This is a genomic window from Ochrobactrum sp. P6BSIII (genome assembly GCF_014138065.1).
Classification (GTDB): domain Bacteria; phylum Pseudomonadota; class Alphaproteobacteria; order Rhizobiales; family Rhizobiaceae; genus Brucella.
In genome coordinates, this window is sequence record NZ_JACGXB010000014.1 from 88954 (window position 1) to 115193 (window position 26240).

Consider the following 26240-nt stretch of genomic DNA (forward strand, 5'->3'; position numbering starts at 1 on the left):
GCTGTCACTCCATCACTTCCATGATTCTTTGAGACATTGAATGACAGACCATATCTTCGCGCCCTTCGAAACGCTTGCCGCTGAACTTCTGCCGCATGCATTGGAACATGGTGAGGACGGATCACACGATCTGTCCCACCTCGCCCGCGTCTGGAAGAATGCCTCGGCCATTCACAGTACCGAAGGCGGCGACGCCGAAATTCTCTGCGCGGCGGCAATTCTGCATGATTGCGTGAGTGTGGAGAAAAATTCACCCGACCGGCACAAGGCCTCGCGCCTTGCTGCCGACAAGGCGTCCGCACTGCTGCGCAGCCTCGGATGGGACGATGAGCGCATTGCCCGCGTCGCCCATGCGGTTGAAGCGCACAGCTTTTCCGCCAATATCGAGCCCGTGACCATCGAGGCGCAGACCTTGCAGGATGCCGACAGGCTCGACGCAATTGGCGTGATCGGTGCAGCACGCTGCTTCTATATTGCAGGCCGTATGGGAAGCGCCCTTTATGACTGGCGCGACCCGCGCGCTGATGACCGCGCGCTTGACGACAAAGCCTATGCGCTCGATCATTTCCGCACAAAGCTGTTCAAGCTTGCCTCCGGTTTCAGAACAGAAACCGGAAGGCGCATGGCCGCCGAACGCCATAAGCGGCTGGAAGCCATTTACGATGACTTCCTCGCCGAAGCAGGTTGCTAAATGGAATAGCCGCCATCGACACTGAGCGCCGTCCCCGTCACCATCGAGGCGGAGTCGGATGCGAGCCAAAGGGCAGCCTCGGCCACATCGTCCGGTGTCGAAAACCGATCGAGCGGGATCGTCGCTTTCAGGGCCTGACGCGCTTCCGGTGTATCGTCCTCCAGAAACAGCTTCAGCGCTTCGCTGTCGCTTTCCGCCGGGCAGATGCAATTGACGCGAATGTTCTTTTCGGCCAGCTCCAGCGCCATCGCCTTGGTCGCGCTGATAATCCAGCCCTTGGACGCGCTATACCAGACCAGCCCCTTGCGCGGACGCAGGGCTGTCGCCGAAGCGGTGTTGATGATGACGCCCCCGCCCTGATGCTCCATGATCGGCACGACGATCTGCGTCGAATAATAGAGCGCCTTCATATTTACCGCGCTGATCAGATCGAAATTGTGTTCGTCCACCTCGGTCAGCGGCATGTTGCGATGGGTGAAACCGGCATTATTGACCATGATATCGATGCGCCCGAAAGCCTCGAAGGCTGCACGCGCCACGCGTTCGACATCGTCCTTGCGTGAGACATCCGCCTGAACCGACAGCGCATTCTTGCCCAGATGCGCCAGTTCGTCTTCCACGCGCTTCACATTGACGTCAGCCAGCACGACTTTCGCGCCTTCGGCTGCAAATCGGTGCGCCATGCCTGAACCGAAACCCGATCCGGCACCGGTGATGATTGCGACCTTATCCTGCAGCCTCTTCATGTCATTCTCCTTTGACAAAGTCGTTTCAGACTTTGTGTGCAAATCACTTGAAACACGATTGTTTGTTCCAATATGGCTTTAAGATGAACATGTCATGTGTGCATAAGCGGTTAACCCGACAAAACCGACAGGCTGCCTCCGCGTGGGGTCTAATCCCTGCACTTTGCCGACATTTGCCCCCGAGTTCAAATTCACGAGAATGCGGCAATCGGACGGTTGAATTTAAATCGATTAAATTATAAAGATGGGCCGCGCATATGGCACCGTTGTCATAGTAGGCTATGACTGACAGACTGATTTGCGCGAACGAAAGAAGAGAGCGACAGATGACCAGCCAGACTATTCCGGTAGAGCCTTTCGACTGCATCGTTTTTGGCGGCTCGGGCGACCTAGCCGAACGCAAACTGATCCCGGCATTGTATCAGCGGCAGCGTGCAGGCCAGCTCTCCGACCCGACGCGCATTATCGGCGCGTCACGCAGCGCCATGACCGATGACGAGTATCGCAAGTTTGCGCGCGATGCCATTCATGAGCACGTCAAGCCTGCGGAAGTCGACGAAAAGCAGGTCGAAGAATTTCTGAAGCGTGTCAGCTATGTGGCCGTCGACGCCAAGTCCGAAGAGGGCTGGGATGCGCTCAAGACGCTGATCGGCAAGAAGCCGGAAAAGATTCGCGCCTTTTACCTCGCGGTCAGCCCGACCCTGTTCGGCGACATTGCCACGCGCCTGAAGAGCCATGGCCTCATCACCCGCGACACCCGCATCATCGTTGAAAAGCCGATTGGCCGCGATCTGGATTCGGCAATGGCGCTCAACGACACGCTGGGCAGCGTGTTCCGCGAAGACCAGATTTTCCGTATCGACCACTATCTGGGCAAGGAAACAGTGCAGAACCTGATGGCGCTGCGCTTTGCCAATGCGCTTTATGAGCCGCTCTGGAACTCCGCCCATATCGACCATGTCCAGATCACCGTTGCCGAAGCTGTCGGCCTTGAAGGTCGCGCCGGTTATTACAACACGGCAGGCGCACTGCGCGACATGGTGCAGAACCATATTCTCCAGCTGCTCTGCCTTGTGGCAATGGAACCCCCATCGTCGATTGAAGCGGATGCCGTGCATGACGAAAAGGTCAAGGTGCTGCGCTCGCTGAAGCCCATCACCAATGCCAATGTCGAGGATGTGACGGTTCGCGGCCAGTATCGCGCGGGCGCATCTGCCGGCGGTCCGGTTCGCGGTTATCTCGAAGACCTCGAAAGCGACACCAGCAACACGGAAACCTTCGTGGCGCTGAAAGCCGAAATCGCCAACTGGCGCTGGGCGGGCGTGCCGTTCTACCTGCGCACAGGCAAGCGTCTGGCGACCCGTGTGTCGGAAATCGTCGTGACCTTCAAGCCGATCCCGCATTCGATCTTCGGTGAAAGTGCTGGCAAGGTCATCGCCAACCAGCTCGTCATCCGCCTGCAGCCCGATGAGGGCGTCAAGCAGTGGCTGATGATCAAGGATCCGGGCCCGGGCGGCATGCGCCTGCGTCATGTTCCACTCGACATGAGCTTTGCCGAATCCTTCAGCGAACGCAATCCGGATGCCTATGAACGGCTGATCATGGACGTTGTTCGCGGTAATCAGACCCTGTTCATGCGTCGCGACGAAGTCGAGGCCGCATGGCGCTGGGTCGATCCGATCCTCCAGGGATGGGAGTTGAACAGTCAGCCGGTCCAGGGTTACACCGCAGGGACGTGGGGGCCATCGTCGTCCATCGCATTGATTGAACGCGACGGTCGCACTTGGCACGAAACGTTGTAAGGACCCTGAAAGGAACGGCATGAACATCGAACGTCACGACTTCACCAGCGGAACGGAACTGGCGCAATCGCTTTCTGAGGCGATTGCAATCAAGCTGGCTGCCGCAATCGCTGAGCGGGGACAGGCCACACTGGCCGTCTCCGGCGGCACCACGCCGCTGAAACTGTTCGAGGTGCTGTCGCGCAAGATGATCGACTGGAACCTCGTCACGATTACCCTCGTTGACGAGCGTTTCGTGGCAACAGACAGCGATCGTTCCAACGAAAAGCTGGTACGGGACCATCTTTTGCGCGATCATGCAGGCGTGGCCCGTTTCATCGGGCTCTTTAATCCGGCGGCGACGGCTGAAACGGCGGCACTTGCTGCCGCCAGCCGCATCGACGCATTGCGCCGTCCTTTCGACGTGGTGGTGCTTGGCATGGGTAATGACGGTCATACCGCATCATTCTTCCCGAATGCCGACCGGCTCGATCAGGCGATCGACCCGGCAACACGGGCGCTCGTTCTGCCAATCCATGCCGAAGGCGCGGGCGAAAAGCGCCTGACACTGACCTTGCCGCTGATCGCCGAGGCCGACATGCTCGTGCTTCACATCGAAGGCGCGGCCAAGCAGGCAACGCTTGAAAAGGCGCTGTCCGGCGACGACGAACTTGAAATGCCGGTACGGGCCGTCTTCCACCATGCCCGCACCCCCATCCAGCTTTACTGGACCAGTTAAATTCCATTCAGGCCAGATTGGCACAGGTGATACCCATGCCCATGCAGTCCGCTCACAAACGCATTCAGGAAATCACCGAGCGCATCCGTGAACGCTCCAAACCAACCCGCGAGGCCTATATTGGCCGCGTGCGCGAGGCTGCGTTGAAAAAGCCGAACCGCACGGTTCTGGCCTGCGCCAATCTCGCCCATGGTTTTGCGGCCTGCGGACCGCATGACAAGGCTGCGCTGACTGGCGACGAAGTGCTGAATCTGGGCATCATCACCGCCTATAACGACATGCTCTCGGCGCATCAGCCGTTCGAGACCTTTCCGCAGCTGATCAAGCAGGCTGCCCGCGATGCGGGCGGCGTTGCGCAGGTGGCAGGCGGCGTACCGGCGATGTGCGATGGCGTCACCCAGGGTTTCGCCGGGATGGAACTGTCGCTGTTCTCGCGTGAAGTCATTGCCATGGCTGCAGCTGTCGGCCTGTCCCACGACATGTTCGATGCCGCCGTCTATCTCGGCGTCTGCGACAAGATCGTGCCGGGCCTGATCATTGGCGCGCTGACCTTCGGTCACTTGCCTGCGATCTTCGTACCTGCCGGTCCCATGACCAGCGGTCTGCCGAATGACGAGAAGGCAAAGACCCGTCAGCTTTATGCGGAAGGCAAGGTCGGGCGCGAGGAACTGCTGATCTCGGAATCCAAGTCCTATCACGGTCCCGGCACCTGCACGTTCTACGGCACCGCCAATTCCAACCAGATGCTGATGGAAATCATGGGCCTGCATCTGCCGGGCGCGTCCTTCATCAATCCGGGCACGCCGCTGCGCGATGCGCTGACGCGCGAAGCCGCCAAGCGGGCGCTGGCGATCACGGCCTGCGGCAATGAATATACGCCTGTCGGCGAAATGCTGGACGAACGTTCCTTCGTCAATGGCATCATCGGCCTCAATGCCACTGGTGGTTCGACCAACCATACGATCCATCTGATCGCGATGGCTGCGGCAGCTGGGATCAAGCTGACCTGGCACGATATTTCCGAGATTTCGGACGTGGTGCCGCTGCTCGCCCGTGTCTATCCGAACGGTCTTGCCGATGTGAACCATTTCCACGCTGCTGGCGGCATGGGCTTCCTCATCCGCGAGCTTCTCGACGGCGGCATTCTTCATGAAGATGTGCGCACCGTCTGGGGTGAAGGACTGCGCCCTTACGCCATCGAGCCAAAGCTTGGCGCTGACGGCACCGTCATACGCGAGCCGGTTCCCGAAAAGAGCGGCGACGACAAGGTGCTGGCGAAAATCCATTCGCCATTCCAGCCGAGCGGCGGTCTCAAGGTGCTGACGGGCAATATTGGCAATGCGATCATCAAGGTTTCCGCCGTGAAGCCGGAGCGTCAAGTGATCGAAGCGCCTGCAAAGGTGTTCAACGATCAGGCCGAATTGCAGGCTGCCTTCAAGGCAGGCGATCTGACCGGCGATTTCGTCGCGGTGGTTCGCTATCAGGGGCCGAAAGCCAATGGCATGCCGGAACTGCACAAGCTGATGACCGTTCTCGGCATCCTGCAGGATCGCGGCCAGCGCGTGGCGCTTGTCACCGATGGTCGTTTGTCCGGCGCTTCGGGCAAGGTTCCTTCCGCGATCCACGTCACGCCGGAAGCACTCGATGGCGGCGCCATCGGAAAAATCCGCAATGGCGATGTTATCCGCCTGGATGCCGTCAATGGTACGCTGGAAGTTTTGATCAATCACGCGACACTCGACGCCCGACTTCAAGAGCGTCCCGATCTTTCCGCCAACGAACATGGCATGGGTCGCGAATTGTTCCGCGCCTTCCGGCAGATCGCCGGGCGGGCCGATGAGGGCGCATCGGTCTTCTAGCCCATGAAATAAGGCAAAGCGGGTTTTGCGCCGCTTTGCCTCTCAAATCGCACTAGTTTGCGTGAAGAGGCGCAAAAAGCGCCTCTCAATTGTGTCAGAAAACGGGCTTTTTTGCGCCTACACTGCGGCAAGCCGCCGTCAGCGTATTTGCCATCAGCATGGCGATGGTCATCGGGCCGACACCACCCGGAACCGGCGTGATCGCGCCCGCAACCTTCTCCGCATCCGCAAAATCGACGTCGCCGACGAGACGGGTTTTGCCCTCGCCCCTTTCCGGTGCCGGAATGCGGTTGATGCCGACATCAATCACCGTCGCGCCGGGCTTTACCCAATCGCCCTTGACCATCTGCGGACGACCAACGGCTGCGACCAGAATATCCGCCGTGCGTGCAATCGCAGGCAGGTCCTTGGTGCGGCTATGGGCAACCGTGACCGTTGCATTGGCAGCAAGCAGCAGATTGAACATCGGCTTGCCGACAATGTTGGAGCGCCCGATCACCACGGCATTGAGACCGGAAAGATCGCGGCCATGAACGCGCTCGATCATGATCATCGCACCGGCTGGCGTGCAGGGCACGAAGGCCGTATCGACCTCGCCAGTGCCCAGCTTGCCGACATTGATGAAGTGGAAGCCGTCCACGTCCTTGTCCGGTGAAATCGTCTGAATGACGCGGCCTGAATCGATATGCTTCGGCAGCGGCAGCTGCACCAGAATGCCGTGAATGGCCGGATCGTTATTGAGGCTCTCGATCAGGTCGAGAAGCTCCTGCTCCGACGCCGTGTCCGGCAGATCATGCTGAACGGAATGGAAGCCGCATTCCTTGGCCTTGCGGCCCTTGGAGGCAACATAGACCTGGCTCGCCGGGTCTTCACCCACGATCACCACGGCAATACCGGGAACAACGCCGGTCGCTGCAACGAGCTTTTCGGTTTCGGTCTTCACCGTGGAAACCACATCCTCGGCGAGCTTCTTGCCATCGATCAACTGGGCCATAGCGAGCGCTTCTTTCTGTTCGAAATATCGGCTTTGCGAGATAAACGGGCTGCAATGTCTGGGAGATACATCACATCCGTCGGGCATACATGCCAATAAGCGTCATGGCGCGCGATGACAATTGGCGAAAGCGCGACAAAGTGAAAATCGGGACAGGATTTTCAGAAGTTTCAGGAATGATGTCAGAACCGCGTGCCACGGTTCGCGCGCACATCGTCGATAGTGCGCTGCAACTCGTCCGCCTCTCCGACCGTATCGGCCCGATTGTTCTCGACTTCCCAGCGCTCGTTCGCTTCGCGAATGACGGCGGCCAGCCGCGTTTCGCCATAGGTTTCGAGCACGTCTTCGGCTTCTGGTTCGTCCGGCGCCTGCGCTTCTCTCGACGGCTCCACCCTGCTTCCAAACAGGCACGAAAACAGACCGAGCCATAGCCCGCCCAGCAATCCGGCCAGAAGTGAATTCTGCACCGACAGGCCATGTCGACTGGAAGACAAATTCGCCGGCGCGACGAGGCGCACCGTGGCTCCCGTCGCCGACAAGGTGCTCATATCACCTTGCGCCGCACGCATTTGCGCATCTTCATAAAGCGCCTGCCGTGCCGCCAGATCGCGCTCCATCGCCTGAAGACGATTGCGGTCTTCATCCGTTGCGGGCGCTGCATTCAGCCCCCTCATTGCAGAAGCCGCCTTCTGTTCGTTTTCGACAGCTTTTCGCAGATCGGCCTGAATCAGACTACGCTGATTAGCGATTTCCGTGTCGATTTCAGCGGCAAGGGTTTTGGCCGCATCGCTTTGACCGGCCGCACGATATTGATCGACGAGCGTACCCAGCACGCCTGACCGCATATCTTCCGGCAAACCATCCTGCAACAGGCTTTCCGCCGTCATATTGCTCAAGCGACCAGCCTCGGCACCGATCCGCGCCGTTTCTGCCTTGGCGTCGGCAAATGCACTCTCAAGTGCTGCACGATCACCGTCGCCAAAATTCCGGCTGGCGCGGAACGCTTCAACCGCCGCCTTGGCGGAAGCTGCATCCGCTTCCAGCGCCTGCAAACGTTCTGGCAAACCTACATCCGGCCCGCCCGTGCTTCCTGTCAGCTGATCGCGGAAAGCCTGCGCAACGGCATTGGCAACTGCTGTTGCCGTTTGCTGTGTTGCGGCCTTGGCTTCAACCGTGACGATGCCGCTATCAAGCGCCTGCGAAAATTCCAGATGCGGGCGAAGCAATGCCGCGCCCGTTTGCCCGGAAGGCGTCGCGGGGGCGGCTTCGCCTTCCGCTGTGGTGAAACGATCAAGCGCGTGGCGTAGCTGGTCAAGCAGCGGTGGAGTCCCGAAATCCTGCGGCGACTGGATACGCGCCAGCTGGGCAGCACGGTTCAGCACCGCCTCGGATGCAATCTCGCTACGACGTTCTGAAGGAAACACCTGCAAGGATGTAGACGCGCTATAATGCTGCGGCTCAAGAGCTGCATAACCAAGCCCCAGCAACCCGCCCAGTACGGTGAAGCCGAGAATGCGGCCCCAACGCAGGCGCCAGCGCCCGCGCGGCTTGGCAGGTTGCGCCACAGCGGCAGGAGCGACAACGGCAGACACCGCGTGTTCCGGTTCGGCCTGCCTTTGCAGGTCCGGTGCAGGGGCCGCCGTTTGCGGGGCTGTTTCCGGCTCAAGCCGGGACTGCAATTCGGCGCGTATGGCGCTCATGCGCTGACGCATATCGGCAGCAGGGTCATGGACCGTCGAAGGTGCTGTGGGTTCGCCATCCAGCATTTCCTGCTTACGGCGTAGAAGTTCGTCGCGACGCCTGCGATGCTCGCGCTCGGCCAGCAATTCTTCGGCAAGCTCGGCAGTGGTCTTGGTCGGGCTGAGATCGGGTGTGATGCCCTGAGACCGGGCCAGAAACTCGGGAGCATAAGCTAATAAGGGGCGTACAACAGCAGCTTGTCCCTTGTTGTTTTGCTCAACCATCGCTTTTTCCCGATGCCTATCCAAGCCCATCTACCGGTCCGAATGCCCGGACCATCCGCCCATGATCATGCCATAACACAGACCAAGAGAATTATGGCATCCACCATGGCAAACAAACCGTTAAAATTGTAATTTTCCATAGTGATTCATACCGATGCGCAACCGGAGGAAGCCAAGATGCAGCCCAAAATGGAACATCCGGTCGATATGGGACGCCTCGAAGGCATTGTTCAGTTCATTCAGGCAGCAGAACGTCTGAAAAGCACATTGCGTTCCGGCCATACCGCCGAAGGCCGCCCGGAAAGTACTGCCGAACACAGCTGGCGGCTCTGTCTTCTGGTCACGCTTTTCGACAAGGAGCTTGAAGATTGCGACCGCCTGCGCCTTCTCAAAATGTGTCTTGTGCATGATTTGGGCGAGGCGATTTCCGGCGACGTCCCGGCCATTCATCAAAGCGCTGACGATGGCCGCGCCGAGCGTGAAAAGGCCGATCTGATCCAGCTATGCGCGCCGCTTCCCGACGATCTGGGTGCGGAAATTCTTGACCTGTGGGCCGATTATAATCGCGGCACCTCTCCGGAAGCGATCTTCGCCAAGGGGTTCGACAAGATCGAAACCATGCTGCAGCACAATATCGGGCTAAACCCGCCCGATTTCGATTATGCATTCAATCTCGGCTATGGCCTCAAGCAGACCGAGCGCCACCCGCTATTGCGCCAGTTTCGCACCCTTGTGGATGCGCAAACGGCGCGCAATGCGGATAAGCAGAAGCGATCAGTTTAGCGTCGCGAAGTGCCGCAGCGTGAAGACAATCTGGTAGAGCAAGGCGAGTGTGGCAAAGACCGCATGATAACGCCGGTTATCCCAGAACATGGCGATGACGCTGAACACGATGAAACACACAGTCTGAATCGGATATTCGATACCATAGAGGTGATAGTGATCGACGCCTTTCAACAAGGTGTCGAGGACGTCCACGACATGGATCAGCGCCAGAATGCCGAAGAACCATTTGCGCCGTGACAGGAAATAATCGCGATAGCCGGTATATTCCTCCATGCTGTCGGGAAAGAGCAGCGTGCATTGCAGGAAATAAAGCCCGGCATAGAAAATAACGAAAAGATATTTTTCGAATGTCCATTGAGGAATAATTCTGAGGCCGAACTCGAACCACCAGAAATGCACCACCGACAGCAGCACGAAGGCCACCCAGGCCATATGCACCGGATAGATTCTCTGCTTGCCGGGATGCTGGATGAAACGCGCAACGCCGGTGAGAAGGCGCGAAACGCACAAGCCCAGAATCATGCCGATGATGATGCGGACGTGGCCGAATGCTTCTGCTGGCGGAATACCAGTAGTCAAAGACGGATCCATTGGCCCCTCAATCCAACTGCGCAGATAAACTTAAAAATCCGCAACTTCCATGCAATTCCCTCAGAACATACTGGTCGATATTTTATGAGGCTTCAATAATTCACGGGCAAGAAAGCTATAGTTTCCGCAGTTTTATGTTTTGTCTGCTCGTATCGATCAAATATGGCACAGCCGCCTTGCGGATCGAGAAGGCAGAGGTTTATACCCTCTGCAAACAACCTTGGCGCTCCGGCGCCGAAACATTCAGACAGGCGGAACAATCACTATGCAGGATACGGTCATTCTCGTCGGTTGCGGCAATATGGGCTTTGCCATGCTCAAAGGCTGGCTCGACAACGGCATTTTGAAAGCTGGCGACGTTCATGTCGTCGAGCCGACGGATGCGCTTCGCGAGCGTGCTGCGGGCGCTGGCGTTCATGCCTATTCCAGTGCGGAAGCGCTGCCTGCCGACCTCGAGCCGCGCATGATACTGGTTGCCGTCAAGCCGCAGGTCATGAACGCTGTTCTGCCTGCCTATAAGCGCTTTGCGCCAGCCGCCACCTTTGTCAGCGTTGCAGCAGGCATCCCGGTTGCGCTGTTCGAGACGCATCTGGGCCACGATGCAGCCATCCTCCGCTGCATGCCCAATACGCCTGCCGCCATCGGCAAGGGCATGATGGTGACCTTCAAGAACGCCAATGTGACTGCCGATAATGAAGCTTTCGTCGCACGCCTGCTCGCCACTTCAGGCAAGGTCGCAAGCGTCCACGAAGAAGCGCTGATGGATGCCGTCACGGCGGTTTCGGGTTCCGGCCCGGCCTATGTGTTCCACTTCATCGAAGCCTTGACCGATGCCGGTGTCACCGCTGGCCTGCCGCGCGAAACGGCAGGGCTTCTTGCCATGCAGACCGTGATGGGTGCAGGCGCGCTTGCCGACGCCAGCACAGACACTCCGTCGAAACTGCGCGAGCAGGTGACGAGCCCGAACGGCACCACGGCGGCGGCTCTGGAAGTGCTGATGGGTGGCGACCGTCTCAAGACGCTTGTTGCCGAAGCGGTTGAAGCAGCGCGCAAGCGTTCCGTGGAACTCGGCAAGGCCTAATCAGCCAGTCTCGGCACCGCTTCGATCAGCGCTCTGGTGACAGGCGCTTGCGGTGTCAGAATCAGCTCCTGCGTCGGGCGGTTTTCAACGATCCGCCCGCACTCCATCACCGCAATGCGATCCGCCATAAGTGCTGCAACCGCAAGATCATGGGTGATGAAGAGATAGGCCGTCTGTTCGGCCCTTTGTATCTCCCGCAACAGGTCGAGAATTGCGCCGCGCACCGTCACATCGAGCGCGGAAACTGCTTCATCCAGCACGATCAGTGAAGGGGATGTCGCAAGCGCGCGAGCAATGGCCACGCGCTGCCGCTGGCCTCCGGAAATTTCGTGCACTCCACGCCGTGCAAGCGCCGGATCAAGCCCGACCTTTTCCAAAAGTCCCGCAATATCGCGTTTGATTCCGTGAATGCGCAGCGGTTCATGCAGAAGATCGCCGACGCTGGCGCGGGGATTGAAAGCGGATAGCGGGTCCTGAAATACCATCTGCATGCGCGCGCGTCGGCTGCGCAGTACAGCACCTTGCCATGCCAGCCAATCCTCGCCTTCGAAACGGATCGTTCCGCTTTCCAGCGGGTGCAGGCGCAGCAAAGCACGTGCAAGCGTGGATTTGCCGCTGCCCGACGGACCTACCAGCGCCAACGTTTCACCCTTGGCGATCTCAAGGCCGACATGGTCGAGCGCCAATGCACCGCCATAACGCGCCACCAGCCCGTCAGCCTGCAACAAAGCCTCAGCCATGGGGTGTCAACTCCAGTGCAGGCACAGCGGCAATCAGCGCGCGCGTATAGTCCGTCTGCGGTGTGTCGATGATCGCGCGCGTTTCGCCGCTTTCCACAAGCGCACCCCGGCGGAAGACTACGATACGATCCGCAAGCCCGGAAGCGAGTGCAATATCATGCGTGATGAAGATCAGCGTCATGCCGTCTTCACGCACCAGTTTGCGCAGCAGCGCAACGATTTCTTTTTGAACGATGGTGTCGAGCGCGCTTGTCGGCTCGTCAGCGATCAGCACACGGGGATTGGCAGCGATGGCGAGCGCTATGGCGATACGCTGCTTTTGCCCGCCGGAAAACTGATGCGGATAGCGGTGAAAACTCCGCTCCGCATCGGGGATATGGACGCGCTCAAGCAGGGCGAGCGCCCGCTCCTTTGCAGCAGAACTGTCCAGCTTTTCGTGGGCGCGAATGGTTTCGACCAGCTGCGCGCCGATGCTCATCAGCGGGTCGAAGCTCGATGCCGGATCCTGAAAGACAAAGCCGATATCGCGTCCGGGCTTCATCGGCCCCTCGGCCCAGTCAATGCGCCCCGATACCCGCGCATTGGCAGGCAGAAGCCCGGCAAGCGCCAGCGCCAGCGTGCTTTTACCGGAGCCGCTCTCGCCGATAATGGCGAGCGTTTTGCCCACCTCTATATCAAGCCGGACATTGCCCAGCGCCGTTTCGCGTCCATAGGTGACGGAGAGATTTTCCAGCCGCACGAGCAGGCTCATGATTGCCCCTCGCGCCGTGTAGCTGCGGCCGTCACACCCTCGCCCGCCAGATAGACGCCGACGACGGTCAATGCCAATGCCAATCCCGGCACAATCGAAAGCCACGGCGCGGAGCGCAGCACCGTCCGGCCTTCCGCAATCATGCCGCCCCATGTGACCCGGTTCGGATCACCCAGCCCCAGAAAGGACAATGCCGCCTCGATCAATATGGCCGAAGCGACGATCACCGGCACCAGCGCCAGAACCGGCGGCAAGGCATTGGTCAAGATCTGACGAAAGGCGATCTCCAGCGGATGCATACCGATAATGCGAGCCGATGCTACGTAGTCGCGTTCGCGGATGGATAGCACCTGCCCGCGTGTCAGCCTTGCTGCCTGCGTCCAGCTCGAAAGCACGATAGCCGCCACCAGAACCGGCAATGACGGCCCGGCAAGACTGACCAGCGCCAGCGCCAGGAGAAAGCCGGGCACGGTTTGAAACGCCTCGGTGATCCGCATCAGGATTTCATCGACAATCCCGCCTGCAAAGCCTGCCAGCACGCCGACCGCGCTGCCGACAAGGATGGAGGCCAAAGCCGCCGCAAGCCCGACAATCAGCGAGGTGCGCCCGCCATGGAAAAGCTCGGCCAGCACGTCACGACCGAGCCGGTCTGTACCGAGCGGAAAGGCGCTATTGTCGAACGGTGACAGCAAGGGGGCGGCGACAATCCGGAGTGGATCACCGGGGAAGAGAAGCGGCGCCAGCAGCGTGGCTGCGACGAGGATCGTCAGGATGATCGAACCCGCCAGACCTTCGCCGGTTTTGAGGCTGCGCAGAAAAACCTTCATGCGCGGGCCTTTCCTGCCGCCCGCTGGGCAATACGCGGATCGAGCCAGACATAGAGAAGGTCGACAAGGAAATTGACCACGATCACCATGATCGCGCTTGTGAGAATGACGCCCAGAAGCAAGGGCGTATCGCGGCTTGCCACGGCTTCCTGCGCCAATCGTCCGAGGCCGGGAACTGCAAAGACGCTTTCAATCACCACGCTGCCGCCCAACATGCTGGCCGCCTGCAATCCGAGCAGGGTGACGAGCGGCAGCAACGCATTGCGCGCCACATGGCGCAACACGATGCGCGGTCGCGAAATGCCGCGTGCGCGCAAAGCCCGCACAAAATCCATACGCCATATGTCAGCCATCGCAGCGCGCATGACACGCAGATAAAGCGCCAGATAAATCAGCGCCAGTGACACAACCGGCAGCACAAGATGAAGCGCTATATCGCCTGCCCGCGCCAGCCCCTGCTTGCCCGATGCAATCGTTTCGATGCCGCTCGATGGCAACCAGCGCAGTCGTATCGAAAACAGAATGACCAGCACCAGCGCCAGCCAGAAGCCCGGAATGGCATAGAGCACGAGCGAGGTGATCGACAGAAACCGATCCCGGAAACTGCCGGGTCTTGCGCCTGCGACAAGCCCAAGCAAAGTGCCGACGGCAAAAGACAGCGCCGTCGCCGCGCCCATGAGCAGAAGCGTATTGGGCAGCCGCTCCAGAATGACGCCGAGAATGGGCCGGTTGAAACTGACCGACCAGCCGAGATTGCCCTGCACGAGAGAGGCGAGATAGGCGGCAAGCCGATGCCAGACCGACTGATCCAATCCCCAGCGGGCGCGCATATCCGCTATCTGCGCAGCATCACCGCCAAAACTGACGGCATAGGCGTCAACCGCATCGCCGGGGGCAAGTTCCAGCATCAGAAAACAGCCGACAACGACAATCAGCAGCACAAGAATGCTGCCGATCAAACGTTTCCGGAGAAGGGTTAGAATCTGCGCCACGCCGCGACGATACAATCAACGCGATGTTTCGTCACCGTTCTATCGCGGTTCCGGTTAAAACGGAATCGTGGAACCGCTCTATCTATTTTTTTACGCATTATCCCACGCAAAACCGCTACGCACTTTTGCTGGAAATGCTCTATCGCGGTTCAACCCAGGTATCAGCCCAGTTGGAAACAGCCCAGCGCGGATTGTTGGAAACATTCTTCACCCGCTCATTGGCAACAGTGATGAAACCCCATTCGGCAACATTGATAAGCGGCAGATCCGCTTCCACTTTTTGCTGGAACTGATGGTAAAGCGCCGTGCGTTTCTTCTCATCGATTTCGCGCGCTGCAGCGGCAATCAGGGTATCCAGTTCTGCATTGGCATAGCCGCCTTGATTGGAGAATGGTACACCCGCCGGAATGCCACTTTCAACCAGAATAGTGGTGGAGATAGCCGGATCGCCACGATAGACGGTTGGCGCAACAGCGAGGTCGAAGTCGTGGTCGGTATAGACCGCCTTCTGGTGCGCCGCCGCGTCATTGTTGACGATGCGCGCATCAATGCCAATCGCGGCCAGAGCCTGGCGCAGATAATCACCGAATTGCCTCGTCTCATTGAAATAAGGCGCGGGCAGCAGCTTCAGCGCGAAGCGTGTTCCGCCATCGCCCCGCTTGTAGCCCGCCTCGTCCAGCAGCGCATTCGCCTTGGCCACATCAAACGGATAGGACGGCACATCATCCGTATAGAACTGGCTGTCATAGCGCGGCACGGGACCGGTCGATGTCTTGGCATAGCCGAGGAATATGGTGTTGACCACAAAGTCGCGATCGATCGCATGAGCGATCGCCTGACGAACCTTCAGATCGGCCAGTTCCTTGCGGCGATGATTGATTTCGACCACGAGCTGATAGGTCAGCGCCTCGTAGCCCTTGGAAACGACCGTCAGCCTCGGCACTTTCGAAATGCGGTCAAGGTCGGCCAGCGGCACGGCGGAGAACGCCGCCAGATCAATCTCTTCGGCCTCCAGCGCTCCGGCTGCGGCAGCCCGGTCGGGCAGAACACGATAGACGATCTCGTCGAGATAAGGCTCGCCCTCGCCCCAATAGGCATCGTTCCGGACCAGCCGGTAATATTCGCCGGTCTTGTGCTCCGCATATTTGAACGGTCCCGTACCGATAAGCTTTTCATTGGCCGGATTGGCCGCAATATCGGTTCCCGCAAAAACATGTTTCGGCAAAACAGCGGTCAGCGCTGGAAGAGCGTTGCGTATGAGCTGGAACGGCGTCGGCTCCGAGAAATGAAAGACGGCGGTATGATCATCCGGCGTTTCCACCTTTTCCAGCGCCTTGAACACAACGCGACCAAGATTTTGCAATGGCTTCCAGACTTCAAGGGCCGAAAAAGCCACATCTGCCGCCGTAAACGGCGTGCCGTCATGCCATTTCACGCCTTCGCGCAGGCGGAATGTTACCGTCAGCCCGTCAGCCGAGCCTTCCCAGGCCGTGGCCAGACGCGGGCTCAAACCGTTTTCACCATTGAATGAGGCTTCGGCCAAAGGCTCGACGATCTTGCTTGCAACGAAAAATACGCCATTGGAGGCGACGATAGCCGGGTTGAGATTGCGCGGTTCGGAGTCCGCAGCCACGACAAGTCGTCCGCCCTTCTGCACGTCGCCAGCTGCCCGCGCCCATTTCGGAATTGCGATTGATGCGGCCAAAAAGGTCGAGCCGACCAGAAAAGCTCTTCGCGACGTGGTGAATTGAGACATGACCCCTCCGGCCTCGCATTTTTCTTCCTGTCGGCATATTTCTATCGCAGCCGCCTGCAAATGACAGGGTCAAATCCTGTCACCACGACAATAAATATTGAAAATCATTTCCTTTTTTGAAATTTTGACCAATAGATCAATGCAGTATAATCCAATTATATGCTCGCTGATTGTTCAGTATTTCCCAGAATATTGCTGAATTAATTTTTCACATAATGCCTATCTTAAGAAATTCTCCCCTTGCCAAACAGGCGTCTTTGCATAGATCATGGTTAATTATGTGTTGTCGCATTTCGTGAGGAGCGAACACGATCAGCACATGACGACAGGAGAATACCCCACTCCTGTTTCACCCACTTGCAGGCCCGACAGGAAAATCCGGCTGCGAGTTTTTTGAAGCTGAACCACATTGGAAGAGAGGAAACAGAAATGACTAGTTTGCTGCCCCCGCTTCATGACGGTCACGCACCGATCTATCTTCATCATGCATTTCAGGATGCAGTTGACGCTTATGAAGATTGGACTTTGGAATCGGCCGAGCCGGTTGTTCAGGTCAATGGCAAGATTACGCGTATCAGCGTTGTCTTCCGCCGCCTGTGGAGCTGCACCGACATGGTGCCGCGCCACACGCTGGAAGCATTGAAGGATATCGTTCCGTCGACACTGGTGCATGCGGAACGCTGGAAAGAAAACGCAACTTTTTCGGAAGCCGCCCATGTCATGCGCGCTGCTTTGGAACGGCGTAAGGCACGACGGCTCCCTGTCGTGTGCTGATATTTTGAAAACAGCCAGGCGGGCGGGTTCATCCCCGCCCGCTTTTTTGTGCACGAAAGGTCGAACGCAGCCAGTATGATCTTTTTCAGCCGGAACGATCCCTTTATGAGCAATCAATAAGCCTCCCAAGCCCCGTACAAATCATCTCAGGAGTTCCGATGCGTAAGCTGCTTACCGCCGCCCTCATTCTCGCTTTCTGCACAGCCGGATCGGCGATGGCAAAAACCATACGCGTCGGCGTCACGCCCGGCCCGCACGCCCAGATCATGGAAAAGGTCAAGGAAGTGGCCGCTGCCAAGGGGCTGGAAATCGATATTCAGGAATTTTCTGATTACGTCATTCCAAACATGGCGCTGGCCGATGGCGCGATAGAAGCCAATTCGTTCCAGCATCAGCCCTATCTCGACAATCAGGTTGCCGACCGCAAGTTCGACATTGTGAGCGTGGCGCAGTCCGTAAACTTCCCGATGGGCATGTATTCCAAAAAGCTCAAGAACATCTCCGAGCTTGCCGATGGCGCGACAGTGGCGATCCCCAACGATCCGACCAATGGCGCTCGCGCCCTTCTGGTTCTGGCCGATAACGGCCTGATCAAGATCGATCCGGCCAAGGGTTTGCGCGCCAGCGTTATTGACGTGACCGAAAACCCGAAGAACCTCAAATTCGTCGAGCTTGATGCGGCACAATTGCCGCGCTCGCTGGAGGATGTCGAGGCCGCCGTCATCAACACCAACTACGCCATGGAAGCTGGCCTTAACCCGGCCAAGGATCCGCTGATCCGCGAGGGCGAAAAGGCGCCCTATTTCAACATCATCGCCGTGCGCACCGCCGACAAGGATGCTGACTGGGTCAAGGAACTTGTCAGCGCCTATCACAGCCCGGAAGTGAAGGCCTTCATCGAAGAAACCTTCAAGGGCTCGGTTCAGCCGTCCTGGTAAGCCGCTTCACCCGACGCTAGAGCGGTTCCGATTAAAATGGAATCGTGGAACCGCTCTATCTATTTGTTTTTACGCATTATCCTACGCAAAACCGCTACGCACTTTTGCTGGAAATGCTCTATCGCAAAAGAAAACGCCGGCCCGAGAGTATCGGACCGGCGTTTTTCTTTGACGGAATAAATAGATTCAGAGCTTGCGGAACCGCACGCGTGCGCTGCGCTCGATGGCGGCGACGGTCAGTTCGTCCAGCGTCCAGCGGTCGCGCAGCATCTGGAGAAACTCAAGCTCTTCCTGCTCGACATGCAGATCGGCGGCGGCGACTTCAACCGCCAGCGCATAGGCCGTGTCGTAGAGCTTTTCCGGCAGTGCGTCGTGGGCAAGGTCGAGGATCTTTTCCAGACCGTCTTCATCGGCCAGCAGCGCATAGCACTCATTGGCGAGGCGCGGCAGCTCGGCCGTATCGAACCCACGGAACACCGGAAGGCGCGTCACCACATTGCCGATGGACTCCAGTTCCGCATCGGTCACGGTTGTATCGGCAGCCGACGTCGTGATCATGATGTAGACGAGCGCATCCTGCGGCGAGATTTTCTTCATCGGGTACTCCTCAGCAACACTCGGATAGGAATCAGCGTTTCCGGTTATAATTTGCGGGAAAGTTAGGAAGCCTCCTGCGGTTACGCAAGGAAATTCCGCACCAGCCGTTGACGACACGGGGTTGGCGCGCCATAGAGCATAAGCACGGATTTGTGCACCGTTTTTCAAAAATCACGCCCTTCACAGGATATCAGGATAAAACCATGACCTCGCATCGTCTGCTCGAAATCACGCTGACCCCGGAACTGACCGCGGCGGCTGCAGACGTGAAAGCATGGCCCTTTGAAGAGGCGAAGAAAATCCTCAAGCGCTATGCCAAGACTGGCCTGCCAGACACGGTGATCTTCGAAACGGGCTATGGCCCGTCGGGCCTGCCGCATATCGGCACCTTCGGCGAAGTGGCCCGCACCTCGATGGTGCGCCATGCCTTCCGTGTTCTGACGGAAGACAAGGTGAAGACGCGCCTGATCTGCTTCTCCGACGATCTCGACGGCATGCGCAAGATTCCGGACAATGTGCCGGACAAGGCCGCTCTTGAGCCTTATCTGCAAATGCCGCTTTCGTCGGTGCCGAACCCGTTTGGCGGCGAATACAAGAGCTTTGCCGAGCATAACAATGCCATGCTCTGCCGCTTCCTCGACACTTTCGGCTTCGACTATGAATTCGCAAGCGCGACGGAATATTACAAGTCCGGCAAATTCGATGCCGTGCTGCTCAAGGCTGTCGAGCGCTATGACGACATCATGAAGGTCATGCTGCCAACGCTTGGCGAAGAGCGGCAGGCGACCTACAGCCCGTTCCTGCCGATTTCGCCCAAGTCGGGCCGCGTGCTCTACGTGCCGATGAAGAAGGTCGACGCCAAGGCTGGCACGATCACTTTCGACGATGACGGCGTTGAAACAACCCTTCCCGTCACGGGCGGCAATGTGAAGCTGCAGTGGAAGCCGGATTTCGGTATGCGCTGGGCAGCACTCGGCGTCGACTTCGAAATGTTCGGCAAGGATCACCAGACCAATTCGGAAATCTATGACCGTATCTGTGTCATCCTCGGCGGACGCGCGCCGGAACATTTCGTCTACGAACTGTTCCTCGACCAGCTCGGCCAGAAGATTTCCAAGTCCAAGGGCAACGGCATCTCGATCGATGAATGGCTTTCCTATGCACCGACCGAAAGCCTTGCACTTTACAATTTCCAGAAGCCGAAGACGGCAAAGCGTCTCTATTTTGATGTCATCCCGAAGGCGGTGGACGAGTATTTCACCTATCTTTCGGCTTATGACCGTCAGGAATGGAAAGACCGCCTGAACAATCCGGTCTGGCATATCCATTACGGCAACCCGCCCAAGGTCAACCTGCCGGTTACCTTTGCCCTGATGCTCAATCTGGTCAGCGCTTCGAATGCGGAAAGCCCATCGGTTCTGTGGGGCTTCATCTCGCGCCACGCACCTGGCGTCACGCCGGAAAACAATCCGGAACTGGATGCGCTCGTCGGTTACGCGATCCGTTACTTCAACGATTTCGTCAAGCCGACCAAGCAGTTCCGCGCCCCGGACGATGTGGAGCGCGCTGCACTGGAAGCGCTGGATGCCAAGCTCGGAACCCTGCCTGCCGGGACCGATGGCAACGACATCCAGAACGCCATTCTGGATGTCGCCCGCGCTATCGAGCGCTATCAGGATCACACCAAGAAAAGCCCGGAAGGCGGCCCCGGCGTGTCGGTTTCCTTCTTCCAGATGCTCTATGAAGTGCTGATCGGTCAGGAACGAGGGCCCCGCTTCGGCTCTTTCGTCGCGCTTTACGGCATCGACGAAACCCGCGCCCTGATCAAAAAGGCGCTGGCTGGCGAACTCGCCTGATCCGACATCACCAATGAAAAGCCCCGCGGCCACCCGGCGCGGGGCTTTTTTTGCATCTGAAATCACCGCCGTGGTTTGCACCGATTGACTCTGCTCCTCACAGTAGGTAGTACGGTCTACCTACTGTGAGGAAATCCGAGATGACGACCGTTCAAACTCCATTTCCGGCTTCGACGGAAAGCGCACGCGAAAAGCTGCTCAACGCCGCTGCCGTCCTTTTCTACAATCATGGGATTGGCGGAACCGGCATCGATGCCATCGTTGAAAAAGCGGGCGTTGCGAAGAAGAGCCTCTATAACAATTTTGCTTCCAAAGCCGATCTGGTGAACCAGTATCTCGAAGTGCGCCATGCCGAATGGCTGGGCCTTTACGATATGCGCCTGCAACAGGCGATCACGCCGCAGGAGAAGGTTCTCGCGATTTTCGACGCCTATCAGGACCACGCCGAATTTGCCTATGAGCACGGGTTTCGCGGGTGCGGTTTGTTGAATGCCGCAGCCGAACTGACCGTTGGCGATATCGGCCGTCAGGCCGTGAAAAATCACAAGCGTGAAGTTGAAGCCTTGCTGGCGGGCCATTTGGCAGAACTGCTGCCGGAAGCGCCGGAGCGGGCGGCGGCACTGGCCCGGACACTGTCGTTTCTGCTGGAAGGAGCGATGTCGCGTGCCGGGCTTGAGGGAAACAGCACCTGTATTCAGGAAGCGCGGGCAATGGCATCTGACATGCTGGGGACATTATGAGCACTTCATCCCGCAATTATGCGATTGGCGTCGCCGCCATTTTGTTTTCCTCCGCCGTTTGGGGCACGACCGGTACAGCGGCCACCTTTGCCCCGGAAGTGGGTGCTGCCGCTATAGGCGCTGCCGCAATGGGTGTGGGTGGACTGATGCAGGCCGTTCTCGCCGGACGCGGCATCATGCGCGCATTGCCGCAACTGGCTCAGCATCGGCGCAACCTCGTTCTGGGCGGAGTGGCAGTCGCCATTTATCCGCTCGCATTTTACGCCTCGATGCGCATGGCTGGCGTGACCATCGGAACCGTCGTAACGCTCGGTTCAGCACCACTGCTTTCCGCTTTGATCGAATATGTGTTCGATGGTTCGTGCTTGTCGCGGCAATGGCTGTGGGGGGCCATGATCGGACTGCTTGGTATGATCCTCATATCAGTCGCCGAGGGATCGGCCCATAGCGGCATTCAAACCGGAAGCTCTGTGCTGATCGGCATCGGTCTCGGACTGGTCGGCGGTTTGACCTACGCGCTCTATTCGTGGACCGCACGCGGATTGATCCTGAGCGGCATACATTCATCCGTCGCGATGGGCGCGACCTTCGGCATTGGCGGCCTGCTGTTGATGCCGGTCCTGCTGATGACCGGCGCGCCCTTTCTCGCCTCATGGAACAATGCCGCCGTCGGCATTTACATGGCCGCGGTGCCGATGTTCCTCGGCTATGTCTGCTTCGGCATTGGCCTTGCGCGTGTTCCCGTCAGCATGGCAACGACGATCACACTGGTCGAGCCTGTAATCGCTGCGCTGCTGGCCGTAGTCATCGTCGGGGAACGTCTCCCAGCCATGGGCTGGCTGGGCGTAGCGCTGGTCATCGCGTGCCTGATTGTCATCACCATTCCGCTGAAAACAGTGTCACGCAGGAGCCCGAAGGCAATAGCGGAAGCCTAGTTTGCTGGTGCAGGTGTTGGCGCCGCCGGTGCTGGCGGAAATTCACCCTGCTGCGGAGAAGGCGTCGAGGGTTGCGGCTCCGTTTCCGGTGCCAAAGGCGACGGACTGTTCAAACCATTGCCCGTGTCAGGCTCAAGGCTCTGCAAGGAAGCATCCGGCTTGTCTCCGAAAATGCCGAGACGCGCATCTTCCGCCTTGCGGCCCGCATCGGCATAGGTGCCGTCTGACGCGGCCTTGGCCCAGCCATTCGTCACCAGCCATTCGGCGGCATCGTCATTGCCCAGCTTGCAGGCAGTGGCGATAGCAGCACCGCTGTCATTCTGCGGAAGGCGGCACATAATGGCGCGCGAACGCAGCCATTGCCGAAAAGCGGTCCGCGCCTGCATGCCGCAAGGCCAGCTTTCCCTCGCTGCCGTCTGGCAGGTCTGTTCGACCGGCACAACCTCGATACCCTGCAAATCAATCAGGCGACCTTGACTTTCAAGCCGTCCAGCCGCCACAGCGACGGGACGTTGCAGAAGCTGCATGTCCTCGTTCTCGCCAACCTGTGTGAGTGGCTGGGTGTTTGTCTCGGTCGGCGCGACGGGTTCCGGCGGCTTTGGCGAGGCGGCCAATCCCAGATCGCTGAGCGGCGGGCGCGGCGCTTCACGCTGAAGCCCATTGGCCTCATCGCTGGAATTGCCGGATGGTGCATTTTGCTGTTCACCCGCAGGCGGGGTCTGTGTCTTCGCGTCAGCGTTGCTGTCCGGTTCGTTATAATCGAACTGTTCGACAACGATGCCATTGCCGGAACCGCCATTCGGCTTCGCGGCATCGCCATCACTGGTGATCACCTGAACCGGTCCCTCAAGCGCACCGTAAAAAGGGGCAATGAAAGCTGCGGCCAGCAGCGCGCCGGTCAATGCGGCGAGACTGCCATAAACGATGCGCGAATGGCTTCTCGCGTTTTTCATCTGCGACTGCACCATTACTGGCTTGCCCATAGAATTCTGGCAATCCATTCCACATCCTTGGTCTCAAAGCTGCGGTTTGAATGCTCTGGATTGAGCGAATGCAATTCGATTGTACGTGGTGTCTGGCGATAAAGGATTTTGGCCATGACTTCTCCGTCCTTGGTTCGCACCACCACGCGGTCGCCGCGACGCACCGGCGCATTGGGCGCGACGATCAACGTATCGCCGTCACGGTAAAGGGGCAACATGCTGTCGCCCGAAACTTCCAGCGCATACACACCTTCGCTGTCGCCCACCGGAAATTCCACAATGTCCCAGCCCTGTCCCGCGGGAAAACCGGCATCGTCGAAATAACCGCCTGCACCGGCCTCCGCCATGCCCAGAAGCGGGATCGGCTGCGGGTCCTGCAAATATTCGCCGAAACCCTGGTTCGCAGTACCGCTGCCGCCCATCAGGCGCGTGAGTTCTTCAAAGCTCGCGCCGGTGGCTTCCATCACCTTGGCAAGCGACTCCGTCGAGGGCCAGCGTGCGCGCCCATCGGCAGCGTAACGCTTGGATTTGTTGAAGGTCGTAGGGTCAAGACCTGCACGGCGGGCAAGCCCCGATGCACTCAGGGAATAACGCTCGGCCAACGCGTCTATCGCCGCCCAGATGCTGTCGTGAGAAAACATGGTATGATCCGCCAATTTCGGGTCGGTCTCTTCCCACGACGAACTCGGACCATGGGGGACGCGCCGCTTAGGATTTTAAACCTATAACTTGTGCCGACTTTTGCCAGAACCTACCGAAAATTGGGGTTTTGCGCAAGATGCACGAATTGACAGGGAAAATTTTCTTATTTAGCGGTCGCCGAAAAGTGGGGGCAATAAAAAAGCGCGGTGTTTTCACACCGCGCTTTTCAGATTTTCAGGGATTAAGCGTCAAGCTGCTTTCTTGGTTTCGCCCTTGTAGGGGTTGAACCGCTGGTAGAAGCTTTCGCCGTTCTCGGCCATGTCGAGAAGCAGCTTCGGAGCCTTGAACTGCTGGCCGTATTTCTTCTGCAACTCCTTGGCAAGCTTGACGAATTTCTTCGCGCCCATGCCATCGATATAGGACAGCGTGCCGCCCGTATAAGGTGCAAACCCGAAAGCCAGGATCGAGCCGACATCCGCCTCGCGCGGATCGGTGACAATGCCTTCTTCCATCACGCGGGAAGCTTCCAGAGCGATGGTGACGAGGAAGCGTTCCTTCAGCTCCTTCACATCGATCTTGTCGGGGTCCTGCTGCGGATAGAGATCCTTGAGACCGGCCCAGAGATGCTTCTTGGCAGGTTTGGCCGGATATTCGTAGAATCCCTTGCCATTCTTGCGGCCCTTGCGGTCGAACTCGTTGACGAGCCTGTCCACCAGCTCGACATGGCGCGGATCGACAGCCTTCTCGCCAAGATCAGCAAGCGTTGCCTTGAGGATCTTTTGCGACAGATCGATGGCGGTTTCGTCGTTGAGCGCCAGCGGACCGACCGGCATACCGGCCATGCGGGCGGCATTTTCGATCATGGCAGCCGGAACGCCTTCCACCAGCATGTTGTAGGCTTCCGACATATAGCGCAGCACGCAACGATTGACGTAGAAGCCGCGCGTGTCGTTGACAACAATCGGCGTCTTCTTGATCGCGCGGACATAATCGAGCGCGACGGCCAAAGCCTTGTCGGAGGTCTTCTTGCCGAGGATCACTTCCACCAGCATCATCTTGTCGACAGGCGAGAAGAAGTGGATGCCGATGAAGTTTTTCGGGCGCTTCGAGACCTTGGCAAGACCGCTGATCGGCAGGGTCGAGGTGTTCGACGCGAAGATCGCCGAAGACTTCAGCACTTCCTCGGCCTTCTCGGTCGCAACGCGCTTGACGTCGCGGTCTTCAAACACCGCTTCGATCACCAGATCGGCACCGTCGAGTTCAGCATAATCAGGCGTTGCGGTGATGAGCGACAGGAGCTTTTCCTTGTCGGCCTCGGTGGCACGGCCCTTCTGCATTTCCTTGGTCACGAGATCAGCCGTATGGGCCTTGCCCTTGTCGGCTGCTTCCTGATCGCGGTCGATCAGCACCACCGGAATGCCCGCCTTGGCGGTCACATAGGCAATGCCTGCACCCATGAAACCAGCGCCGATGACGCCGATCTTCTTGAGCTTGGTCGGCTTTTCATCCGCCGGGCGGCGTGCGCCCTTGTTCAGTTCCTGCAACGACACGAACAGCGAACGGATCATCATGCCCGCTTCGGTCGTCTGGAGGATTTCGGTGAAATAGCGCTGCTCAATCTTGAGACCGGTATCGAACGGCACCAGAAGGCCTTCATAAACCGACTTCAGAATGGCGAGCGCCGCCGGGTAATTACCGGAAGTTTCGCGACGCAGAATGGCAGTCGCAGCAGGCCAGAGATTGGCACCGGCAGCCGAATAGATCGCGCCGCCCGGCAGCTTGAAGCCCTTTTCATCCCAAGGCTGAACCGGCTTGAGGCCGCCCTTGATGAGCTTCTTGGCGGTTTCGACCAGCTTCTTTGCCGGAGCGACTTCCGTGACGAGACCCATTGCCTTGGCGCGCTGCGCCGTCAGGCTGGAGCCGGTCGTCATCATCTGCAGCGCATCCTGCTGGTTGGCAAGACGCGGAACGCGCTGCGTACCACCAGCGCCCGGGAACAGGCCGACCTTCACTTCAGGAAGCGCCAGCTTCACGCCCGGCGCATCCGACACAACACGCGCATGGCAGGAAAGCGACATTTCCAACGCACCGCCCATGCAGGTGCCGTTAATCGCCGACACCCACGGCTTGCCGCTGGTTTCCAGCTTGCGGAACAGGCCGCTCATCTTGCCGACATTGTCGAAGAGAGACTGGACCGCGCCCTGTGGGTCCTTGGCCTTCTGCTTCTGGAACTCCTTGAACATGCCTTCGAGCATGGTCAGGTCGGCACCGCCGGAGAAGCTTTCCTTGCCGGACGTGATGACCACGCCCTTGATCTTGTCGTCCGCGACCACCGCATCGATGATGGCGTTCAGTTCCTGCATCACCTCGACGGTGAACACATTCATCGACTTTTCAGGCATGTCCCAGGTGACGAGGGCAATGCCGTCGGCGTCGGTCTCAACTTTGAAATTCGTGTAAGCCATTCGTAAAAACCT

Annotated in this window: 24 protein-coding genes; 11 read left to right on the plus strand and 13 right to left on the minus strand. The window is 58.5% G+C overall.

Annotated elements, in window-relative coordinates:
• Window positions 1–40 precede the first annotated feature (40 nt).
• On the plus strand, window positions 41–691 hold the full coding sequence (locus FHW00_RS18840) for an HD domain-containing protein (protein WP_078339814.1): 651 nt from the start codon (window positions 41–43) through the stop codon (window positions 689–691).
• Here the strand turns inward: FHW00_RS18840 and FHW00_RS18845 are convergent.
• Entirely contained in the window at window positions 688–1437 is a 750-nt protein-coding gene (locus FHW00_RS18845) for an SDR family oxidoreductase (RefSeq protein WP_078339815.1), read from the minus strand. The two genes, FHW00_RS18840 and FHW00_RS18845, sit on opposite strands and share 4 nt — an antisense overlap.
• A gap of 326 nt (window positions 1438–1763) precedes the next feature.
• Between FHW00_RS18845 and zwf the strand changes: the two genes are divergently transcribed.
• From zwf to edd, 3 genes are read left to right on the plus strand one after another with little or no spacing between them, the layout of a single operon-like run.
• Entirely contained in the window at window positions 1764–3239 is a 1476-nt protein-coding gene (gene zwf, locus FHW00_RS18850) for a glucose-6-phosphate dehydrogenase (protein WP_078339816.1), read from the plus strand.
• 19 nt (window positions 3240–3258) lie between these two features.
• Window positions 3259–3957: a 6-phosphogluconolactonase gene (pgl, locus tag FHW00_RS18855; protein ID WP_078339817.1), complete on the plus strand. Its 699-nt coding sequence runs from the start codon at window positions 3259–3261 to the stop codon at window positions 3955–3957.
• A gap of 35 nt (window positions 3958–3992) precedes the next feature.
• Entirely contained in the window at window positions 3993–5816 is a 1824-nt protein-coding gene (gene edd / locus FHW00_RS18860) for a phosphogluconate dehydratase (protein ID WP_078339818.1), read from the plus strand.
• 94 nt (window positions 5817–5910) lie between these two features.
• On the opposite strand, the gene folD is transcribed toward edd, so the two are convergent.
• Together folD and FHW00_RS18870 are read right to left on the minus strand one after the other, a co-directional pair.
• On the minus strand, window positions 5911–6810 hold the full coding sequence (gene folD, locus FHW00_RS18865) for a bifunctional methylenetetrahydrofolate dehydrogenase/methenyltetrahydrofolate cyclohydrolase FolD (RefSeq protein WP_078339819.1): 900 nt from the start codon (window positions 6808–6810) through the stop codon (window positions 5911–5913).
• A 182-nt stretch (window positions 6811–6992) separates the two neighbouring features.
• Window positions 6993–8774, minus strand: a complete 1782-nt coding sequence (locus tag FHW00_RS18870) for a hypothetical protein (protein WP_078339820.1) — start codon at window positions 8772–8774, stop codon at window positions 6993–6995.
• Between the two features lie 177 nt (window positions 8775–8951).
• Here FHW00_RS18870 and FHW00_RS18875 point away from each other — a divergent pair, with 177 nt between their 5' ends.
• Window positions 8952–9557, plus strand: coding sequence for an HD domain-containing protein (locus tag FHW00_RS18875; RefSeq protein WP_078339853.1), 606 nt, complete (start codon window positions 8952–8954; stop codon window positions 9555–9557).
• On the opposite strand, the gene FHW00_RS18880 is transcribed toward FHW00_RS18875, so the two are convergent.
• Entirely contained in the window at window positions 9549–10151 is a 603-nt protein-coding gene (locus tag FHW00_RS18880; RefSeq protein WP_078339821.1) for a hypothetical protein, read from the minus strand. The two genes, FHW00_RS18875 and FHW00_RS18880, sit on opposite strands and share 9 nt — an antisense overlap.
• A 265-nt stretch (window positions 10152–10416) precedes the next feature.
• Here FHW00_RS18880 and proC point away from each other — a divergent pair, with 265 nt between their 5' ends.
• Entirely contained in the window at window positions 10417–11232 is an 816-nt protein-coding gene (gene proC, locus FHW00_RS18885; RefSeq protein ID WP_078339822.1) for a pyrroline-5-carboxylate reductase, read from the plus strand.
• On the opposite strand, the gene FHW00_RS18890 is transcribed toward proC, so the two are convergent.
• The 5 genes from FHW00_RS18890 to FHW00_RS18910 form a co-directional block, all read right to left on the minus strand.
• On the minus strand, window positions 11229–11972 hold the full coding sequence (locus FHW00_RS18890) for an ABC transporter ATP-binding protein (protein WP_078339823.1): 744 nt from the start codon (window positions 11970–11972) through the stop codon (window positions 11229–11231). The genes proC and FHW00_RS18890 overlap by 4 nt on opposite strands.
• Entirely contained in the window at window positions 11965–12723 is a 759-nt protein-coding gene (locus FHW00_RS18895) for an ATP-binding cassette domain-containing protein (protein WP_078339824.1), read from the minus strand. The genes FHW00_RS18890 and FHW00_RS18895 overlap by 8 nt, the downstream gene beginning before the upstream one ends.
• Window positions 12720–13550 carry an ABC transporter permease gene (locus tag FHW00_RS18900; protein ID WP_078339825.1) on the minus strand — a complete coding sequence of 277 codons (831 nt, stop codon included), beginning with the start codon at window positions 13548–13550 and terminating at the stop codon, window positions 12720–12722. Before FHW00_RS18900 ends, FHW00_RS18895 begins: the two co-directional genes overlap by 4 nt.
• A complete protein-coding gene (locus FHW00_RS18905) occupies window positions 13547–14542 on the minus strand; it encodes an ABC transporter permease (RefSeq protein ID WP_176168344.1) in 996 nt (331 codons plus the stop codon). The genes FHW00_RS18900 and FHW00_RS18905 overlap by 4 nt, the downstream gene beginning before the upstream one ends.
• A gap of 139 nt (window positions 14543–14681) precedes the next feature.
• Window positions 14682–16298 carry an ABC transporter substrate-binding protein gene (locus tag FHW00_RS18910; RefSeq protein WP_078339827.1) on the minus strand — a complete coding sequence of 539 codons (1617 nt, stop codon included), beginning with the start codon at window positions 16296–16298 and terminating at the stop codon, window positions 14682–14684.
• 429 nt (window positions 16299–16727) lie between these two features.
• Here FHW00_RS18910 and FHW00_RS18915 point away from each other — a divergent pair, with 429 nt between their 5' ends.
• Window positions 16728–17072: a hypothetical protein gene (locus FHW00_RS18915; RefSeq protein WP_078339854.1), complete on the plus strand. Its 345-nt coding sequence runs from the start codon at window positions 16728–16730 to the stop codon at window positions 17070–17072.
• Between the two features lie 158 nt (window positions 17073–17230).
• Window positions 17231–18010: a MetQ/NlpA family ABC transporter substrate-binding protein gene (locus FHW00_RS18920; RefSeq protein WP_078339828.1), complete on the plus strand. Its 780-nt coding sequence runs from the start codon at window positions 17231–17233 to the stop codon at window positions 18008–18010.
• A 186-nt stretch (window positions 18011–18196) separates the two neighbouring features.
• Here the strand turns inward: FHW00_RS18920 and FHW00_RS18925 are convergent, their stop codons facing one another.
• Window positions 18197–18607 carry a tellurite resistance TerB family protein gene (locus FHW00_RS18925; RefSeq protein ID WP_078339829.1) on the minus strand — a complete coding sequence of 137 codons (411 nt, stop codon included), beginning with the start codon at window positions 18605–18607 and terminating at the stop codon, window positions 18197–18199.
• Between the two features lie 203 nt (window positions 18608–18810).
• On the opposite strand from FHW00_RS18925, the gene FHW00_RS18930 reads away from it, so the two are divergent.
• The 3 genes from FHW00_RS18930 (at window position 18811) to FHW00_RS18940 (ending at window position 22138) form a co-directional block, all read left to right on the plus strand.
• A complete protein-coding gene (locus tag FHW00_RS18930) occupies window positions 18811–20463 on the plus strand; it encodes a lysine--tRNA ligase (RefSeq protein ID WP_078339830.1) in 1653 nt (550 codons plus the stop codon).
• A gap of 140 nt (window positions 20464–20603) precedes the next feature.
• On the plus strand, window positions 20604–21203 hold the full coding sequence (locus FHW00_RS18935) for a TetR/AcrR family transcriptional regulator (RefSeq protein WP_078339831.1): 600 nt from the start codon (window positions 20604–20606) through the stop codon (window positions 21201–21203).
• Complete coding sequence (locus FHW00_RS18940) at window positions 21200–22138, plus strand: DMT family transporter (protein WP_078339832.1); 939 nt, start codon at window positions 21200–21202, stop codon at window positions 22136–22138. Before FHW00_RS18935 ends, FHW00_RS18940 begins: the two co-directional genes overlap by 4 nt.
• Here the strand turns inward: FHW00_RS18940 and FHW00_RS18945 are convergent.
• The 3 genes from FHW00_RS18945 to FHW00_RS18955 form a co-directional block, all read right to left on the minus strand.
• Complete coding sequence (locus FHW00_RS18945) at window positions 22135–23106, minus strand: thermonuclease family protein (protein WP_078339833.1); 972 nt, start codon at window positions 23104–23106, stop codon at window positions 22135–22137. The two genes, FHW00_RS18940 and FHW00_RS18945, sit on opposite strands and share 4 nt — an antisense overlap.
• Window positions 23106–23762 (minus strand): S24 family peptidase, encoded by a 657-nt coding sequence (locus tag FHW00_RS18950; protein ID WP_078339834.1) that lies wholly within the window; start codon window positions 23760–23762, stop codon window positions 23106–23108. The genes FHW00_RS18945 and FHW00_RS18950 overlap by 1 nt, the downstream gene beginning before the upstream one ends.
• A gap of 249 nt (window positions 23763–24011) precedes the next feature.
• Complete coding sequence (locus tag FHW00_RS18955) at window positions 24012–26228, minus strand: FAD-dependent oxidoreductase (RefSeq protein WP_078339835.1); 2217 nt, start codon at window positions 26226–26228, stop codon at window positions 24012–24014.
• Window positions 26229–26240: the final 12 nt, after the last annotated feature.

Excerpts from the sequence above, each read along its gene's own strand:
- FHW00_RS18840 (WP_078339814.1), top strand. The coding sequence starts at position 41 with ATGACAGACCATATCTTCGCGCCCTTCGAAACGCTTGCCGCTGAACTT.
- FHW00_RS18845 (WP_078339815.1), bottom strand. The coding sequence starts at position 1,437 with ATGAAGAGGCTGCAGGATAAGGTCGCAATCATCACCGGTGCCGGATCG.
- zwf (WP_078339816.1), top strand. The coding sequence starts at position 1,764 with ATGACCAGCCAGACTATTCCGGTAGAGCCTTTCGACTGCATCGTTTTT.
- pgl (WP_078339817.1), top strand. The coding sequence starts at position 3,259 with ATGAACATCGAACGTCACGACTTCACCAGCGGAACGGAACTGGCGCAA.
- edd (WP_078339818.1), top strand. The coding sequence starts at position 3,993 with ATGCCCATGCAGTCCGCTCACAAACGCATTCAGGAAATCACCGAGCGC.
- folD (WP_078339819.1), bottom strand. The coding sequence starts at position 6,810 with ATGGCCCAGTTGATCGATGGCAAGAAGCTCGCCGAGGATGTGGTTTCC.
- FHW00_RS18870 (WP_078339820.1), bottom strand. The coding sequence starts at position 8,774 with ATGGTTGAGCAAAACAACAAGGGACAAGCTGCTGTTGTACGCCCCTTA.
- FHW00_RS18875 (WP_078339853.1), top strand. The coding sequence starts at position 8,952 with ATGCAGCCCAAAATGGAACATCCGGTCGATATGGGACGCCTCGAAGGC.
- FHW00_RS18880 (WP_078339821.1), bottom strand. The coding sequence starts at position 10,151 with ATGGATCCGTCTTTGACTACTGGTATTCCGCCAGCAGAAGCATTCGGC.
- proC (WP_078339822.1), top strand. The coding sequence starts at position 10,417 with ATGCAGGATACGGTCATTCTCGTCGGTTGCGGCAATATGGGCTTTGCC.
- FHW00_RS18890 (WP_078339823.1), bottom strand. The coding sequence starts at position 11,972 with ATGGCTGAGGCTTTGTTGCAGGCTGACGGGCTGGTGGCGCGTTATGGC.
- FHW00_RS18895 (WP_078339824.1), bottom strand. The coding sequence starts at position 12,723 with ATGAGCCTGCTCGTGCGGCTGGAAAATCTCTCCGTCACCTATGGACGC.
- FHW00_RS18900 (WP_078339825.1), bottom strand. The coding sequence starts at position 13,550 with ATGAAGGTTTTTCTGCGCAGCCTCAAAACCGGCGAAGGTCTGGCGGGT.
- FHW00_RS18910 (WP_078339827.1), bottom strand. The coding sequence starts at position 16,298 with ATGTCTCAATTCACCACGTCGCGAAGAGCTTTTCTGGTCGGCTCGACC.
- FHW00_RS18915 (WP_078339854.1), top strand. The coding sequence starts at position 16,728 with ATGACTAGTTTGCTGCCCCCGCTTCATGACGGTCACGCACCGATCTAT.
- FHW00_RS18920 (WP_078339828.1), top strand. The coding sequence starts at position 17,231 with ATGCGTAAGCTGCTTACCGCCGCCCTCATTCTCGCTTTCTGCACAGCC.
- FHW00_RS18925 (WP_078339829.1), bottom strand. The coding sequence starts at position 18,607 with ATGAAGAAAATCTCGCCGCAGGATGCGCTCGTCTACATCATGATCACG.
- FHW00_RS18930 (WP_078339830.1), top strand. The coding sequence starts at position 18,811 with ATGACCTCGCATCGTCTGCTCGAAATCACGCTGACCCCGGAACTGACC.
- FHW00_RS18935 (WP_078339831.1), top strand. The coding sequence starts at position 20,604 with ATGACGACCGTTCAAACTCCATTTCCGGCTTCGACGGAAAGCGCACGC.
- FHW00_RS18940 (WP_078339832.1), top strand. The coding sequence starts at position 21,200 with ATGAGCACTTCATCCCGCAATTATGCGATTGGCGTCGCCGCCATTTTG.
- FHW00_RS18945 (WP_078339833.1), bottom strand. The coding sequence starts at position 23,106 with ATGGTGCAGTCGCAGATGAAAAACGCGAGAAGCCATTCGCGCATCGTT.
- FHW00_RS18950 (WP_078339834.1), bottom strand. The coding sequence starts at position 23,762 with ATGTTTTCTCACGACAGCATCTGGGCGGCGATAGACGCGTTGGCCGAG.
- FHW00_RS18955 (WP_078339835.1), bottom strand. The coding sequence starts at position 26,228 with ATGGCTTACACGAATTTCAAAGTTGAGACCGACGCCGACGGCATTGCC.